The organism is Micromonospora sp. NPDC049257, assembly GCF_040678915.1.
GTDB classification, from domain to species: domain Bacteria; phylum Actinomycetota; class Actinomycetes; order Mycobacteriales; family Micromonosporaceae; genus Micromonospora; species Micromonospora antibiotica.
This window is the reverse complement of sequence record NZ_JBFAQU010000043.1, coordinates 15,985-30,997: the sequence shown is the minus strand read 5'-3', so window position 1 is coordinate 30,997 and position 15,013 is coordinate 15,985. Positions and strand designations below refer to the sequence as shown.

General features: G+C 74.3%; 14 protein-coding genes. 7 read left to right on the top strand and 7 right to left on the bottom strand.

Annotated elements, in window-relative coordinates:
• Positions 1–114: 114 nt before the first annotated feature.
• Positions 115–1,014, bottom strand: coding sequence for a hypothetical protein (locus tag AB0K25_RS31065; protein WP_363823935.1), 900 nt, complete (start codon positions 1,012–1,014; stop codon positions 115–117).
• A gap of 180 nt (positions 1,015–1,194) precedes the next feature.
• Here AB0K25_RS31065 and AB0K25_RS31060 point away from each other — a divergent pair, with 180 nt between their 5' ends.
• The gene (locus tag AB0K25_RS31060) at positions 1,195–1,911 is read left to right on the top strand and encodes a Clp protease N-terminal domain-containing protein (RefSeq protein WP_363823934.1); all 717 of its coding nucleotides are present in this window, start codon (positions 1,195–1,197) and stop codon (positions 1,909–1,911) included.
• A gap of 102 nt (positions 1,912–2,013) precedes the next feature.
• On the opposite strand, the gene AB0K25_RS31055 is transcribed toward AB0K25_RS31060, so the two are convergent.
• Together AB0K25_RS31055 and AB0K25_RS31050 are read right to left on the bottom strand one after the other, a co-directional pair.
• Positions 2,014–2,532, bottom strand: a complete 519-nt coding sequence (locus AB0K25_RS31055; RefSeq protein ID WP_208567340.1) for a hypothetical protein — start codon at positions 2,530–2,532, stop codon at positions 2,014–2,016.
• Between the two features lie 105 nt (positions 2,533–2,637).
• Positions 2,638–2,832 carry a DNA repair protein gene (locus AB0K25_RS31050; protein WP_244252307.1) on the bottom strand — a complete coding sequence of 65 codons (195 nt, stop codon included), beginning with the start codon at positions 2,830–2,832 and terminating at the stop codon, positions 2,638–2,640.
• A gap of 203 nt (positions 2,833–3,035) precedes the next feature.
• On the opposite strand from AB0K25_RS31050, the gene AB0K25_RS31045 reads away from it, so the two are divergent.
• Together AB0K25_RS31045 and AB0K25_RS31040 are read left to right on the top strand one after the other, a co-directional pair.
• Complete coding sequence (locus tag AB0K25_RS31045; protein WP_208567338.1) at positions 3,036–3,698, top strand: GNAT family N-acetyltransferase; 663 nt, start codon at positions 3,036–3,038, stop codon at positions 3,696–3,698.
• Positions 3,699–4,125: 427 nt separating this feature from the next.
• On the top strand, positions 4,126–4,488 hold the full coding sequence (locus AB0K25_RS31040) for an STAS domain-containing protein (RefSeq protein ID WP_219467964.1): 363 nt from the start codon (positions 4,126–4,128) through the stop codon (positions 4,486–4,488).
• A gap of 174 nt (positions 4,489–4,662) precedes the next feature.
• On the opposite strand, the gene AB0K25_RS31035 is transcribed toward AB0K25_RS31040, so the two are convergent.
• Positions 4,663–6,144, bottom strand: coding sequence for a glycoside hydrolase family 3 N-terminal domain-containing protein (locus AB0K25_RS31035; protein WP_363823932.1), 1,482 nt, complete (start codon positions 6,142–6,144; stop codon positions 4,663–4,665).
• Positions 6,145–6,343: 199 nt separating this feature from the next.
• Here AB0K25_RS31035 and AB0K25_RS31030 point away from each other — a divergent pair, with 199 nt between their 5' ends.
• Positions 6,344–7,519 carry an ROK family transcriptional regulator gene (locus tag AB0K25_RS31030; RefSeq protein ID WP_357534699.1) on the top strand — a complete coding sequence of 392 codons (1,176 nt, stop codon included), beginning with the start codon at positions 6,344–6,346 and terminating at the stop codon, positions 7,517–7,519.
• 235 nt (positions 7,520–7,754) lie between these two features.
• On the opposite strand, the gene AB0K25_RS31025 is transcribed toward AB0K25_RS31030, so the two are convergent.
• A complete protein-coding gene (locus AB0K25_RS31025; RefSeq protein ID WP_357534697.1) occupies positions 7,755–8,768 on the bottom strand; it encodes an ABC transporter permease in 1,014 nt (337 codons plus the stop codon).
• Positions 8,765–9,796 carry an ATP-binding cassette domain-containing protein gene (locus AB0K25_RS31020; protein WP_219467976.1) on the bottom strand — a complete coding sequence of 344 codons (1,032 nt, stop codon included), beginning with the start codon at positions 9,794–9,796 and terminating at the stop codon, positions 8,765–8,767. The genes AB0K25_RS31025 and AB0K25_RS31020 overlap by 4 nt, the downstream gene beginning before the upstream one ends.
• A 131-nt stretch (positions 9,797–9,927) precedes the next feature.
• Between AB0K25_RS31020 and AB0K25_RS31015 the strand changes: the two genes are divergently transcribed.
• A complete protein-coding gene (locus AB0K25_RS31015; RefSeq protein WP_308291041.1) occupies positions 9,928–10,758 on the top strand; it encodes an ABC transporter ATP-binding protein in 831 nt (276 codons plus the stop codon).
• Positions 10,759–10,942: 184 nt separating this feature from the next.
• The gene (locus AB0K25_RS31010) at positions 10,943–11,836 is read left to right on the top strand and encodes a ribokinase (RefSeq protein ID WP_219470737.1); all 894 of its coding nucleotides are present in this window, start codon (positions 10,943–10,945) and stop codon (positions 11,834–11,836) included.
• Between the two features lie 237 nt (positions 11,837–12,073).
• Here the strand turns inward: AB0K25_RS31010 and AB0K25_RS31005 are convergent, their stop codons facing one another.
• Positions 12,074–12,886, bottom strand: a complete 813-nt coding sequence (locus AB0K25_RS31005; RefSeq protein WP_219467980.1) for a hypothetical protein — start codon at positions 12,884–12,886, stop codon at positions 12,074–12,076.
• 433 nt (positions 12,887–13,319) lie between these two features.
• Here AB0K25_RS31005 and AB0K25_RS31000 point away from each other — a divergent pair, with 433 nt between their 5' ends.
• The gene (locus AB0K25_RS31000) at positions 13,320–15,011 is read left to right on the top strand and encodes an alpha/beta fold hydrolase (RefSeq protein WP_357534694.1); all 1,692 of its coding nucleotides are present in this window, start codon (positions 13,320–13,322) and stop codon (positions 15,009–15,011) included.
• Positions 15,012–15,013: the final 2 nt, after the last annotated feature.

Below are 15,013 nucleotides of genomic sequence, written 5' to 3'. Positions count from 1 at the left end.
AGTGCCGCCACCACCGGCAGGTCACCCGGGCCCGGCGTGGTCACCCCGCCGACCAGCCACGGGAATCCCAACGCCACCAGCACCGTGCGTCGGGTGGGCCGCCGCACCGGTGGATCAGGCGATCGAGGCGAGGAGGAAAGTTGCGGAGCAGCTGACCGCGCCGTTGTTGGTGTAGTAGGCGAGGTACTGCCGCTGGACGGTGCCGTCGGAGTTCACCACCTGCTGGTAGTAGCTGCTGGTGACGCCGAACTGGCAGGTGCTGGTGGACACGGCGGGGTTGAGGCCGGGCAGGTAGACCAGCGTCGTCGGGTTGGCGTTGTACCACACCGATCCGCTGCTGGCCGACGGAGCGAGCGTGCCGGTGGACCAGGTGGTCGAGGTCGACGTGTTGCCCAGCAGCGCGGTGCCGGCGCAGGTGATGGAGCCGACGTTCTTGACGGTGAAGTAGAACTTGCGCTCACCGTTGGTCTGCCGGGCGTACCAGGAGCTGGTCACCTCCAACTGGCAGGGGGTCGCGCTGGTGGCGCCGCTGGGCGCCACCCCGGGCAGGAACGCCATGTTGGCCGGGTTGTTGTTCCAGACCGAGGTGACCGAGCCGCCGGGGGAGATGCCGCCGAGAGCCCAGCTGGCCCCGGAGTTCAGCGAGCTGAGCATGACCTGGGTGCCGCAGGCGATCGCGCCGGTGTTGCGGATGGTCCAGTTGAACCGGCGCTCACCACTGTAGAGCTGGGTGTACCAGCTCCGGGTCACCTGGAACTGGCACGGCTGGGTGGTGCTGGCCCCGGTGGGGGAGAGCCCGACCTGGTAGACGGCGCCGGCCGGGTTGTTGTTCCACTGCCAGTTCTGGGTGGCGCCCGCGGCGAGGGTGCCCGAGTACCAGGAGGCGACGAGGGTGGTCTTGGCGGCGCGGTCGGGGGCGGACCGGGCGGCGTCGGGGGCGGCCGACGCGGCGGTCGCGCCGAGGGCGGTGGTAAGGAGCAGCGCTGTGGTGGTGAGGGCGGCGAGGCGTTTCATCGTTCCGAGCATGAGGGGACGGAACCTCCTCCGGTCTACAGAGACCGATATCGATTAGTGGCCCCACTGATGTTGCGGTACGAGACCACCGGATCACCGTGAGTGTCGGGATTTACTCACCGCGAAGTTCATCGTCAACCCATGGTTGACGATGAGGGGGCGTCAACCTATGGTTGACGCATGACGGAACCCACTCAACTCCCGCGCCCTGTCCGCCTCGACGAGCTGATCCAGGCCATCAAGAAGGCCCGTCCCGCAGCCCTCGACCAGCTCAGCGACGCGGTGCTCGTCGCCGACCACCTCGGCGACCTCGCCGACCACCTGATCGGCCACTTCGTCGACCAGGCCCGCCGCTCCGGTGCCTCCTGGACCGAGATCGGCAACAGCATGGGGGTGAGCAAGCAGGCTGCCCAGAAGCGTTCCGCCACGAAGGCCGACGCGGCGGCGGCCCTGGACCCCAACGCGGGTTTCAGCCGGTTCACCCCACGCGCCCGCAACGTGGTGATCGCCTCGCAGGAGGAGGCCCGGGGCGCCGGCAACGCCGAGATCCGACCGGAACACCTGGTGCTCGGCCTGCTCGCCGAACCGGACGGCCTCGCCGCCAAAGCCATGGTCGCCGAGGGGTTGAGCCCGGCGGCCGTCCGGGAGGCGGTCGCGGCGACACTGTCCGCCCCGACCGACCAGGTCCCCGACCTGATCCCGTACGACGGGCAGGGCAAGAAAGCCCTCGAACTCACCTTCCGGGAGGCGTTGCGGCTCGGGCACAACTACATCGGCACCGAGCACGTCCTGCTGGCCCTGTTGGAGCTGGAGGACGGTGCGGGCGTGCTGTCCGGCCTGGGCCTGACCAAGAACGGGGTCGAGGCACGGGTGGCCGCCGCGCTCTCCGGGCGGTAGCGCACCCCCGTCGGCGGCCGGGACGACGCACACCGGCCCGGCGGGACCGGGCGGTCCCACCGATGGCCGGGCGCGGGACCGGGATGCCCGGCCACCGGTGAGTCAGTCGGTGGCCGGGAAGCCGTAACGCAGGGCGTGCTCCGGGTCGGCCGGGTCGATCTGCCGGACCCCGGCGTCGGCGAGGCGCTTGTTGACCTCGTCGAGCTGCTCGCGCACCAGCCGGGCCTCCTCCTCGGTGACCCGGCCCCGGTGCGGCCTCCCGGCGTGGTCGAGGGTGCCGTAGTCGATCTTCTCGGTGCTCTTGCGGGCCTTCGGCGGACGGACCCGCTCCGCCGTCCGCAACAGCTGCGCCATCGGCGTGTCCGTCGCCATCGCGTCGAACTCGCTCGCGGTCAGCACCACCCGGCGCGGCTCCCCGCCCGCGTGCAGGTCGTGGATCTCGACCACCGCCACGTCGAGCGCGGCGTCGTCGATGCCCTCCACCTCGGTCACGGTGGCGTCCAACTGCACGGGCCCGGCCACCAGGTCGGGGTGCTCCAGCACGACGACCCGGACCACCTCGTCGTCGGGACGCAGCACGGTGCCGCTGAAGTCGGAGACGTGGATCGTCTTCTTGCCCATGCGCTGAGCTTCTCCTGTCGCTGGCCGGAATCGACCACAAGACGCTACCCGACAGGTGTGCGAACGCCCCGGCCGGACACCCCGGTAGGGGCGCCGGTCCGCATCTCAGTGGGCGGTGAGACCGCGTCGGGCGGAGGAGCCGGCGGGGAGGGTGTCGAGTTCGCTCCAGGAGAGTCGTCCCTCGACGCCGCGACCGCACCGGATCTCCCGGTACCGCGGTTGGGCGGGGAAGAGGCCGGTGGCCTCCGCCGTACCCCAGAAACACACGCCGTGCTGCTGGTATCGGTCATTCGGCTGCATGGGCATGACCATTACCGTCCCAAAGAAAGGTGTACATGTATGGAAATAGATATGACGCATCGTCGATGGACCGGGTTCCGGTGAGGCAGGTCACGGTCCATTCCTCTGCTACCCGCGCACCGCCATCGGTAACCGGACCGCCGCCGGTGGCGGTGCGGCGTACCGTGGATCATGGGATGGCCACCGGGTGAGAGGGGCGGGCGGTGCTGGAGCGGCGGTTGTACCTGCACCTGGCGACCTGGCTCGGGCAGTGGCCGGCCGGCCCCGGTCTGCACGTGGTCGGCTCCTGGCGGCGCACCCGCCCGGCCTGGGACGGCCGTCTCCGCCCGGCGATCGCCGTCCGGGTCGCCGGCAGCACGGTGCTCTCCGTGCCGCCGCGACGGGTCGAAGCCGTCCGGGCGCTCGCCGCGAGGTCACGCTCCGCGCTGCACGAGGCCCTGCCGGCCATGGTCGGGCAGCCCGGCTGGGTGGTCCACGACGACGTGTTCCGGTGGTGTCTCACCCCGCCGGCACTGCCCGACGTCGGCGGGTGGACCGCTCCCACCGATCCGGCCCTGCCGCCCTGGCTGCACCTGTTCGACTCCGACGTGCTCGTGGTCCGCGACGACGACGGCGGCTACCTGGCCGGTGTCGGGATCAAACGCCACGACGCGTACGGGCATGAACTGGCGGTCGGCACGGTCCCGGCGGCGCGCGGCCGGGGGCTGGCCCGCAGACTCGTCGCGCAGGCCGCCCGGCGGGTGCTCGACGAGGGTGCGGTGCCGACCTACCGCCACGACCCCGCGAACCTCGGTTCCGCCCGGGTCGCCGAGGCGGCCGGTTTCCCCGACCGGGGCTGGTCGTCGTGCGGCGTCTACCCGCCCTGACCGGCGTCCGGGGGCGGTACGGGTGGCGTCCAGCCCGAGATGGGCACCCGGTCGCTCGCCGGCCACGTCGGTCGGATGGCGCGCGGACCGTGGATCCCGGGCCGGATCCACGGTCCGCAAACCGCCCCAGGCCCCGCCGTGACCGGCACCGCCGGCCGACCTACGGCGCTGGTTACGCTATGTGCTTGTCGGCGTGCCGGGCAAGGGGCGCCCGGCGCGTTGACATTGTCCGGTAGTGGACTTGAGCTGCCCAGACAGGTGGCCGGCACCCCGGCGCGCTCCGATGACGCACCGTGCTGTGCAGGCGGCCGGAGATGCTCCGGCGGCTGCCCGCCCAAACGATGTCAGGGGCCACCGGTATGGTCGGCCGTCGCGGCGAGGGTCGGCGCGCGGTCAGCGGTGGCCGGCGAAGCGGAAATGGGCGGGTATGCAGCTGCCGACGCCGGGCGAGGAGTCCGGCCGGGTGGTGCTGGCACCGGTGGGTGACCTGGACATCGCCACCGTTCCCGGGCTGGAACACGCTCTCGACGAGGCGCTCGGCCGGGCCGGCCTGTTGGAGATCGTCGTCGACCTCGCCGGCGTCACCTTCCTCGACTCCACGGCGGTGGCCGCACTGCTGCGCGGGGCGGCCGAGGCGGTCGGCCGGGGAGCCACCCTGCGGCTGGTCGACCCGCAACCGGTGGTGTCCCGGGTGCTACGGATCACCGCGGTCGGGCGGCTGCTCGGCCTCCCCGACGACCACGGCGACCGGCCCCCGGGCATCGCCGACCCGGCCCCCTGGCGTCGCTGACCGACCTCCCCGGGCGCCCACGGCAACTGTCCCTGCCGGGCCCCCGGGTGTCGTCGGCCGGCTGCCGGTGGGGGACCGGCGGGTGAGCGCCGGTCCGTGAAGTGCCGCGGCGCGGACTGCGGGCGCGTGACCCGGCGTCGTCGGTCGGGCCGGGCCCGGCAGGCAGGTCCTGACTCAGTCGGTCAGGCCGAGCACCTCCGCCGCCGCGCGACCGTTGGCATGACTCGCGCCGTAGGTGGTGACGAAGGCCCGCACCCCGCTCGGTCGCCACCGCCCCGGCCAGCCCATCTCGAGCACCGTCAGCGCGTGTGTCGCGGCCAGCGACCCGACGAGGGCCGGCCCGCCGGGCAGCCGGTGCAGGTGCCGGCCGACCAGTACGATCGGCCGCCCGGCGGCGAGACGCCGCAACGCTGCGGGGTCCGCCTTGGCGGCAACCACCCGGACCTGCTCGACCCGGGACAGGTGAGGGCCCAGTCCCCAGGGCACCCGCCCCTCGGCGATGGTGGCGGCGGCGTACACCTGCACCACGAGCGGCCGTTCCCCCCGGGGCAGCTCGCCCTCCACCCGGACGGCCCGGCGGGCAGCCCGGTAACCGATGCCGGGCGGGCCGGACCCCGGCGTGCGGTCAGCGCCGGCCGGGAGGGGGCGGGGTGGGCAGGCGGCCCGGGTCCAGGCGGCGAGCGCGGCGACCCGGCCGGCGGCCTGTTCCACCCGGGCCCGGTCCAGCCGGCCGTCGCCGATCGCTCCGACGATCTCGGCCACGACCCGCTCGACCAGCGCGGCGTCCACCCGCGCGCCCACGCAGAGCAGGTCCGCTCCGGCGGCCAGCGCCCGTACGGCGGCGGGGCCGACCCCACCGGCGGCGACGGCCGCGCCCTTCATCTCCAACGCGTCGGTGATGACCGTGCCGGTGAAGCCGAGTTCGCCGCGCAGCAGGTCGACCAGGACAGCCCGGCTGAAGGTGGCCGGCCCGTCCCCGGTCAGCGCCGGCACCCGGATGTGCGCCGTCATGACCGCCTGTACGCCCGCGTCGACCGCCGCGGCGAAGGGCGGCAGGTCCCGGGCCCGCAGCAGCGCCGTGTCGGCGTCCACAGTGGGCAACTCGTGGTGCGAATCGGCGACGGTCGCGCCGTGGCCGGGGAAGTGCTTGGCGCAGGCCGCCACCCCGACCGACTGGAGACCCGCCACGGCGGCTGCCGTGTGGGCGGCGACCCGCCCCGGGTCGGCCCCGAACGAACGGGTGCCGATCACCGGGTTCTCGTCGGCGGTGTTCACGTCCACCGTGGGGGCCAGGTCGACGGTGACGCCGACGGCGGCGAGTTCGCCGCCGATGGCCGCATAGATCCGCCGGGTGAGTGCGGTGTCGTCGACCACGCCGAGCGCCGCGTTGCCCGGGTATGGGCTGCCGGTGGCGTGGGCGAGCCGCGTCACGTCGCCACCCTCCTCGTCGATGGCGACCAGCACGTCGGGCCGGGCGGTACGCAGCGCGGCGGTGCTCGCCGCCAGCTGGGCCGGGTCGTGCACGTTGGTGCCGAAGAGGGTGTGTCCGGCCAGTCCCTCGGCGACCAGGTCGACCGCCCAGTCCGGTGGCACCGGCCCCGGGTAGGCGGCCAGCAGTGTGCCCAGCGCCAGCCGGCGCAGCCCCGGATCCCCCACCTGAGTCTCCTTTCCGCCGGTGTGTCCCGTACGGCTGCCCGGATGTCCCGGGTCGCGGCCCTGTGCCGCCGGATGGCACGAGTGTCGGCGCGGCCGGCCGGGTCGTCCGAGTTTCCCGGCGTGGGTCGGCCGATACGCTACGGACATCCCTGACCAGCGCGATTCGTTAGCAGAGTTTACGAAAAACAGAGGACGTGGCATGAGTGCGACCCGGCTGCCCGGCACCCCCCGACTGTTGCGGGCGCTCAACGACCGTGCGGCGCTGGAACTCCTGCTCGAACGCGGCCCGCTCACCCGGGCCCGCCTCGGTGAGCTGACCGGCCTGTCCAAGGTCACCGCCTCGCAGCTGGTCGAGCGGCTGGAGGAGCGGGGGCTGGTCGCCCGGGTCGGCGAGCAGGCCGGTGGGCGGGGGCCGAACGCGCAGCTCTACGCCGTCCGACCGGGCAGCGCGTACGTGGTCGGGGTGGACGTGGGGGCGGAACGGGTGGTGGCCGCCTGCGCGGACATCACCGGTGCGGTGGTCAGTCAGGTCGAACAGTCCACCCGGGACACCGACGACCCGGTCGGCGTGGTGCACACCGCGGTGGTGCAGGCGGCCAGTCGGGCCGGCGCGCACCTGGACAGCGTGCGGCGGGTGGTGCTCGGCACCCCGGGCCTGGTCGACCCGACCAGCGGCGACATCACCTTCGCCTTCAACCTGCCCCGCTGGCACCGGGGGCTGCTCGCCGCGCTGCGGGAGGACCTGCACACCCCGGTCGTCTTCGAGAACGACGTCAACCTGGCCGCCGTGGCGGAGGCGCAGTCCGGGGCGGCGCAGGGGATGACGGATTTCGTGCTGGTCTGGGTGGGTGCCGGCGTCGGCCTGGCGATCATGCTGGGTGGCCGGCTGCACCACGGCAGCAGCGGTGCGGCCGGCGAGATCGGTTACCTGCCGGTGCCGGGGGTGCCGATCCCCCGGGACGTCTCGCGCCGGGCCAAGCCGGCGTTCCAGCAGCTCGCCGGGGCGGACGCGGTCCGGGCGGTGGCCCGTGAGCACGGCGTCGACGCGCCCGACGCGGCCGACGCGGTGCGCACCGCCATCGCCGCCGGCACCGCCGGTGGCCCGCTTCTCGACGAACTCGCCCGCCGGCTCGCCCTCGGCGTGGCCAGCACCTGCGTGGTGCTGGACCCGCCGCTGGTGGTGTTGGCCGGTGAGGTCGGGCAGGCCGGTGGCGCGGCGCTGGCCGAGCGGGTGCAGCACGAGGTGGCCGCGATCACCCTGGTCCGGCCCCGGGTGGTGCCGACCGGGCTGACCGAGGAGCCGATCCTGCGGGGGGCGCTGCGCACCGCGCTGGACGCCGTCCGGGACGAGGTGTTCGGGTCGACCGTCGGTTAGTCGTTCACCCCGCCCATCCGCCATGAAGGAATACTTCACCATTTTCACCGATCCTGGCAATATCCTGCCAGGATCGGGGGCGGTCAGTTCGGTCGGCAGGATGGGGCTGAACGGGATCAGGGCAAGCGCGGCAGCAGTCGTCTCAGGAGTTCCCCCGATGCCGGTGTGACGGGGGTGGGAGCGCCGCCGACGGCGAGGCGTGGTCCCGGCACCCCGGGGTCTGTGGTCAGTACAGCTAGAGCAGGTCGCGGCGGCGGAAGGCGGCGAACGCGGACCCGGTGACCGCCCCGGTCAGCGCCAACAGCACCAGCAGCGCCGGCCCCCAGGTGATCACGTAGGTGCCGCCGTCGCAGACGCCGCTGCCCGGCGGACAACCCCGGTCGTCCCAGAACTCCAACCGACCGGACAACCACGCGCCCAGGTAGTTGGAGAGCATCAGCAGGTCCGCCCGGGCCACGTCGAGGATCTGCAGCACCAGCCGGGCGCCCAGCTCCCAGACCACGGCGTACGCGGCGACCGCGCCGAGCGCCGCCGAGGTGTGCCGGCCCAACGTGGCGATCCCGAAGCCGAGCACCGTCGTCAGCAGCACCAGCACCAGACCCCGCCCGTAGATGGCGCCGAGCTGCCCCCAGAACTCCCCGCCCAGCGGGCCCGACACACCGGCCGTCTGCCCGATCGTCCAGAAGGTGCCCAGGTAGAGCGCCGACGCCAGCACCGACAGCGCGGCCACCACCCCGACCAGGGTGCCCAGCTTCGTACCGAGCACGGTGAGCCGACCCGGCCGCCACAGCAGCAGGTTGACCACCCCGCCGGAGTTCAGGTCGGCCCCGATGTACGACGCGCCCACCAGGAAGCCGAACAGCACCAGGAACGCGATCAGGAAGTAGAGCAGCCCCCGCGCCTCCTGGGAGAAGACGAAGACCGAGGTGAGGTAGTCGGTGGCCAGCGGCAGCCGCTCCATCCGCGCCGGGTCCAGCTCCCCGCAGTCGGCCGGCACGTACCCGGCGTCCTCCATGATCGGGATCTCGCCCGCCCTGATCCGCAGGCAACGGGTGTGGTCCGCCTCCATCGCGGCCACCGCCTGCGCGGCCTGCGTCTGCGCGGCGTACATCTCCTGCGTCGTCGGCCGGTGCGAGCCGAGCAGGGTGGTCGCGGTGGTCACCGTGAAGGCCACCGCGAGCAGCAGGACCATCAGTTGGACGAAGCGTCGGGCGGCCAACCGCTCCACCTCGGCACGGACCAGGTTCACGCGTCCACCCTCCGACCTTCGGTCCGGTCAAGTTCGATCAGCGGCTCAGCGGCGGCACCGGTGTCGTCGGGCGGGGCGTCGTCCGGATCGGCACCGTCCGACTGCCGGGGTGGGGCCGCCCCGGCGGTGAGTTCGAGGAAGACGCTCTCCAGGTCCGGCCGGATCGGGGTCAGTTCGCGGACCCACAGGCCCTGGCCGCCGAGGGTGCTGCTGATCAGTTCCGACTCCGGTGCGCCCGCGACCACCAGCACGTCGTCGGGGTGGACGGTGACCGTCAGGCCGACTGTCCGCAGCAGCTCCGCGCCCCGCTCCGACTCGGCCACCCGGACCCGCCACTCGTGCGGGTCGTGCCCGGCCAGCACGTCGTCCACCCGGCCGGCGGCCACCCGACGACCCCGCGCGATGATCGTGACGTGGTCGCAGATCAGCTGGATCTCGGCCAGCAGGTGGCTCGACACCAGCACGGTCACCCCGGCCTCGGCGAGGGTGCGCATCAGCTCGCGCATCTCCCGCATACCGGCCGGGTCCAGCCCGTTCGCCGGCTCGTCCAGGATCAGCAGCTCCGGGTTCTTCAGCAACGCCGACGCGACGGCGAGACGCTGCTTCATGCCCAGCGAATAGCCCTTCACCCGGTCCTCGCCCCGGTCCCGCAGACCCACCTGGTCGAGCACCTCGTCCACCCGCGACGTCGGCACACCCCCGGCGACCGCCAGCAACCGCAACGTACGGTGCCCGGTGAAGTTGCCGAAGAACTGCGGGCTCTCCACGATCGCGCCGACCCGGCCGGCGACCCGACCCAGTTGCTCCGGGGCCGACGCGCCCAGAACCCGCAGCTCACCGGCGTCGGCGTTGACCAGCCCCAGCAGGGCGCGCAGCGTGGTGGTCTTGCCGGAGCCGTTGGGGCCGAGGAAGCCGTGCACCTGGCCCGCCTCGACGACCATGTCGAAACCGTCCACCGCCACCCGGCTGCCCCGGCGCAGGGTACGGAACGTCTTGCGCAGACCGGCTATCTCGATGACCGCGCTCATCCGCACCGCTCCTCGTCGCTCACGGGCATGGGCCGTCCTCCGGGTGTGGTGACCAACGACACGGTGCCCCACCCTATGGCCGGGCCACCGCCCGTGGGGGGCGGCCTCAGGCTGCGTGGTTGGATGGAGCGGTGACTGCTGACCCGTTCCCCGCCGCAGCCGCCCCCTCACCCGTGGACGCGGATGTGGTGGTCAGCCTGGACGGCGTCGCCGTCCGGCGATCCGGCACCGCCCTGCTGCACGACGTCGACTGGCAGGTCGAGCTGGACGAACGCTGGGTGGTGCTCGGCCCCAACGGCGCCGGCAAGACCACCCTGCTCAACCTCGCCTGCGGTCGGCTGCACCCGAGCGCGGGTGTGGCGCACGTGCTCGGCGAGCGGATCGGTCGGACCGACCTCACCGAGCTGCGGACCCGGATCGGGTTGACCACCGCCGCGGTGGCCGAGCGGATTCCCACCGAGGAACGGGTCAGCGACGTCGTGGTCACCGCCGCCTGGTCGGTGGTCGGCCGCTGGCGGGAGAACTACGACCCGGCCGACGAGGCCCGCGCCCGTGCCCTGCTCGGGCAGCTCGGCGTCGGGCACCTGGCGGACCGGACGTACGGCACCCTCTCCGAGGGTGAGCGCAAGCGGGTGCAGATCGCCCGCGCCCTGATGACCGATCCGGAGCTGCTGCTGCTCGACGAGCCGACCGCCGGGCTCGACCTGGGTGGGCGCGAGGACCTGGTCGGCCGGCTCGCCGAGCTGGCGTACGACCCGGACGCCCCGGCGATGGTGCTGGTCACCCACCACGTCGAGGAGATCCCGCCCGGCTTCACCCACGCGTTGCTGCTGCGTGACGGCGCGGTGGTCGCCCAGGGACTGCTCGCCGACACGCTGACCGGCGACAACCTCAGCAAGACCTTCGGTCTGCCCCTGCTGGTCGAACGCCACGGCCCCCGCTGGACCGCCCGCGCCGCCTAACCCCCCACCCCCCACCCCAACGTCGATCATGGAGTTGTGGTGGGAGAAACGCCCTCCCATGTCCCTTTTGCGGCCACCGTAAGTCCATGATCGACGGGATGGGTGGGCGGGGGTGGGGATTTAGACTCGTCGTGGTCGTGTCCGGCGGGGCGGTGGGGAGGGTGTGGTGTCGGTGGGAGGTGGGGTGCGGCAGAGCCGGATCGTCGTGGTGGGCAGCGCGAACATGGACGTGGTCGGGGCCGGTCCGAGGCTGCCCCGGCCCGGCGAGACCGTGCTCGGCGACGACTTCGTGATGGTGCCCGGTGGTAAGGGCGCCAACCAGGCCGTCGGCGCCGTCCGGGCCGGGGCCGCCTGCACCTTCCTCGGCGCGCTCGGCTCCGACTCGTTCGGGGTCACCCTGCGGGCCCGGATCACCGCCGCGCAGGTGGACACCAGCCATCTGCGGGTGGTGTACGGGGCGTCCGGGGTGGCGCTGGTCATGGTCAACGCCGCCGGGGAGAACGCCATCCTGGTCACCCCCGGCGCGAACGCCGCCTTCACCGCGCTCACCGACGCCGAGCTGGACGTCGTACGCGGGGCGGACGTGCTGGTCGCCCAGTTGGAGATCCCGGTCGAGACGGTGACCGAGGCGGCGGTGGCCGCCCGTGCCGCCGGTACCCGGGTGATCCTCAACGCCGCGCCGGCCCGGCAGGTGCCCGCCGAGCTGCTCGCCGCGGTGGACCTGCTGGTGGTCAACGAGACCGAGGCGCAGCTGCTCACCGGCCGGGGGCGCGAGGAGCCGGCGGCGCTGCTGGCCCTGGTGCCGAGGGCGGTGCTCACCCTCGGCGGCGAGGGCGCCTGGTACGTCGAGCGGGACGGCCGGGCCGTGCACGTGCCACCCGTCGCCGTGGACGTGGTCGACACGACCGCTGCCGGAGACGCGTTCACCGCCGCCCTGGCCGTGGCCTGGGGTGAGGGTCGCGAGGTGGTCGACGCGGTGCGCTGGGCGGCGGCGGCCGGTGCGGCCTGCGTCCGCCGGCTCGGCGCGTCCGTGGCCCTGCCCCGCCGTGCCGAGATCGACGCCCTGTACGCCCCGTGACGAGCGGGGCGGGATCGGCCGGCACGGGAACGTCGGCGTACCGACCGCCGGCCCGCGAGCCCGGTCCACCACCCGCCCCGACGGTCGCGTCCCGGCCCGCCCTGTCGCGGACGCCGCGATCGCCCCGACGGTCGCCTCCCGTCGCGTCCCGGCCCGCCCTGTCGCCGACGTGGCGATCGCCCCGGCCGCCGGACCGACCGGGCGGCCCGGCCCGGCGTCATCCTGCTGACCGGTGGCTCAGCCGGCCGGGTCGTCGCTGAGCCGTTCGCCCCGGCGGCGCAACATGCCGAGGCCGGGGATGCCGGCGACGGCGAGCTTCAGGTCGCGGGTCACGTCGAGCAGGTCGTGCAGGTCCGGGCCGACCCGGTCAAGGGTGGCCAGGATCGGCAGCACGTCCGAGGTCAGGTGCTCCTTGAGCTTGGGCAGCTCGTCGACCAGCCGGATCGCCGCGACCACCTCCTCGTGGCTTAGCTCGGCGACGAACCGGTTCGCCATCGGCGCACCCCGACGCAAGGCCGGCTCGTATGCGGTCAGCAGCTCCGACGCGACGGCGGCGGCGCCCTCCGCGGTGGCCACCGTGCCGGCGGCCCGACCCGCCACCGCCCCGGCCTCGGCGACCACGGTGCCGGCGGCCCGGGACACCTGTCCGGCCTCGGCCACCAGGCCGGCTGCCGCCCCGGAGACCCGTTCGGCCTCGGCGACCACCACGGCCGCCGCCCCGGAGACCCGTTCGGCCTCGGCGACCACCACGGCCGCCGCCCCGGCGACCTCGGTGGCCTGCACGATGGCCGTGGTGGCCGCCGTGCTGATCACCGCCACCTCACGCACCGCCGTCTCGGCGTCGGTGAGCACCCGGTCGGTCCGGTCCAGGGTCTCCTCGATCCGGTCCACCACCCCGTTGATCCGGGTCAGGAGCGCCTCCACCCCGTCGAGCACGGCGAAGGCACGGGCCGGCACGGCGGCGAACGAGGCGGCCGACCCGACCGCCTGGTCGAGGGCGGCACGGGTGAGGCCGACGACGGCGGTCGGTCGGGGCAGGGAGAGGGCCATGTCACCCAGTGTGCGTCGGCTCGGCCAGTGCTGCCCGTCGGCACGGTCGGGCCCGGGCCGGCCCGGGGACGGGAGCAGATCCGGACCAAGGGCGGGACCAGATCCGGACCAGGGGTGGGGCCACGTCCGGACCGGGGGTGGGATCCCAGCCAGGGCCAGGTCCGGACCAGGGGTGGGGCCAGGTCTGGACCGGGGGTGGGATCCCAGCCAGGGCCAGGTCCGGACCAGGGGTGGGGCCAGGTCTGGACCGGGGGTGGGATCCCAGCCAGGGCCAGGTCCGGACCAGCGGCGGGGCCAGATCCGGACCAGGGGCCGAGACGGCGGGACCACGGTGGGACGGGAACGGGGGCGGGGCCAGGGGTGCGGTCAGGGCCGGGGCGCGGGTGTGGGCCGGCCGGAAAGCGGCCGTCGCGCCGGGCGGTAGGGTGCCGGCATGTCGGTCCGCCCCCGCGGCGTGACGCCGGCCGGTCGTGGTCTGGCGGGCCTCGCGATCCTCGCCGTGCTCGCCGTGTTCGCCGGCGGCTACGGGCTGTCCCGGGCGGACGCCGGGCTGACCACCCGGCAGGTGACCGTCGACGGGGTGCCGTTGACCGAGGTGCGGGCCGAAACACCGGGCGGGACGGAGGCCGGGCCGGCGCAGGGACGTCGGCCGGGGGTGGTGATCGCCCACGGTTTCGCCGGTTCGGCCCGGCTGATGCGTCCGTTCGCCGACACGCTCGCCCGGCAGGGGGTGGTCGCGTTGCTGGTCGACTTCGCCGGGCACGGCGGTAATCCGGCACCGCTGGTCGGGGCGGGGCGCGACGACGTCGACTCCCGTGCCGTCCTCGAACACGACCTGGCCGTCGCCGTCGCCCACCTGCGCGGCCGGCCCGGCGTCGACCCGGCGCGGATAGTGCTGCTCGGCGACTCGATGGGCGCGGGCGCGGTGACCCGGTACGCCGCCGGTCACCCCGACATCGCCCGGACCGTGGCGATCTCACTGCCCGACGGCAGCGAGCTGCCCGACGGCCGGCCGGAGGGGCTGCTGCTGATCGTCGGCGGTCTCGAATTCCCCGACTTCCGCGCCACCGCCGAGGCGACCGCCCGCCGGGGTGCCGGCCGACGACTGGTGGTGGTGCCGGGGACGGAACACGTCTCGGTGCTCTTCGCCGGCCGTACCCACGCGGAGGTCGCCGCCTGGGTCGGCGGTGGCGGCACCACGGCACCGCGGCCGGTCGCCCGGCTGGTCCCGGCTGGGCTGCTGTTGCTCGGGTTCGTGCTGGGCTTCGCCCCGTTGGCGGCGCTGCTGCTGGGCCCGCGGCGGGTGCCGCCGGCCGCCCGCCGCCGGCTCGGCCGACCGGTCACGGTCGCCCCGGTCGTGGTGGCGGTGGCGGCGTGCGCCATCGGCGTGGGCGTGCTGTCGGGTGCGGTGACGCCCACCGACCGGCTCCCCCTTGCGATGGGTGGTTACCTCACCGGTTTCCTGCTGGTCACCGGCGTCCTACTGGCCGCCGCACGCTGGTGGCCGCTGCACACGTGGCCCCCCGCCCCGGATGCGGCCACCGCTCCGGCTGCAACCCCGACCACCGTCCCGGCTCGGGCTGCAACCCCGGCCACCGTCCCGGCTCCGGCTGCAACCCAGGTCGGCGCGGCCACGTCGGTCCCCGCCGCCCCGGCTCCTGCCGGCGGGCCCGTCCCGGCCGCCGCGCCACCCGGGGGCCGCACGCCGGTGCGGTCCGTGGTCGCCGTTCTGCTGCTGACCGGGTACGCCGCGATCGCCGTCGCCGTGCCGATCCACCTGGGCCTCACCTGGGCCGTGCCGGTGGGCCCCCGGTGGTGGCTGCTGCCCGTGGTGGCGGTCGCCTGTCTGGTCTTCCTGGCCGGTGCCGAGCTGGTGACGGACGGCCGGAGCTGGCGGTACGCGGCGGTCGGCGCGCTGGTCGTGCCGGCGCTGACCGGGGCGGCCGTGGTGGGGCTGGCCCCCGGGTTCGTACTGCTGGTGGTGCCGCTGCTCGCGGTGCTCCTCGGCTGGCAGGCCGCCTGGGCGGCGGTGCTGCGGCGGGCCGGTGCTCCCCGGTGGTCACCGGCGGTGGTGGGCGCGGTCCTGTTGGCCTGGCCGGTCGCCACCGCGTTGCCCCTGAGTTGACC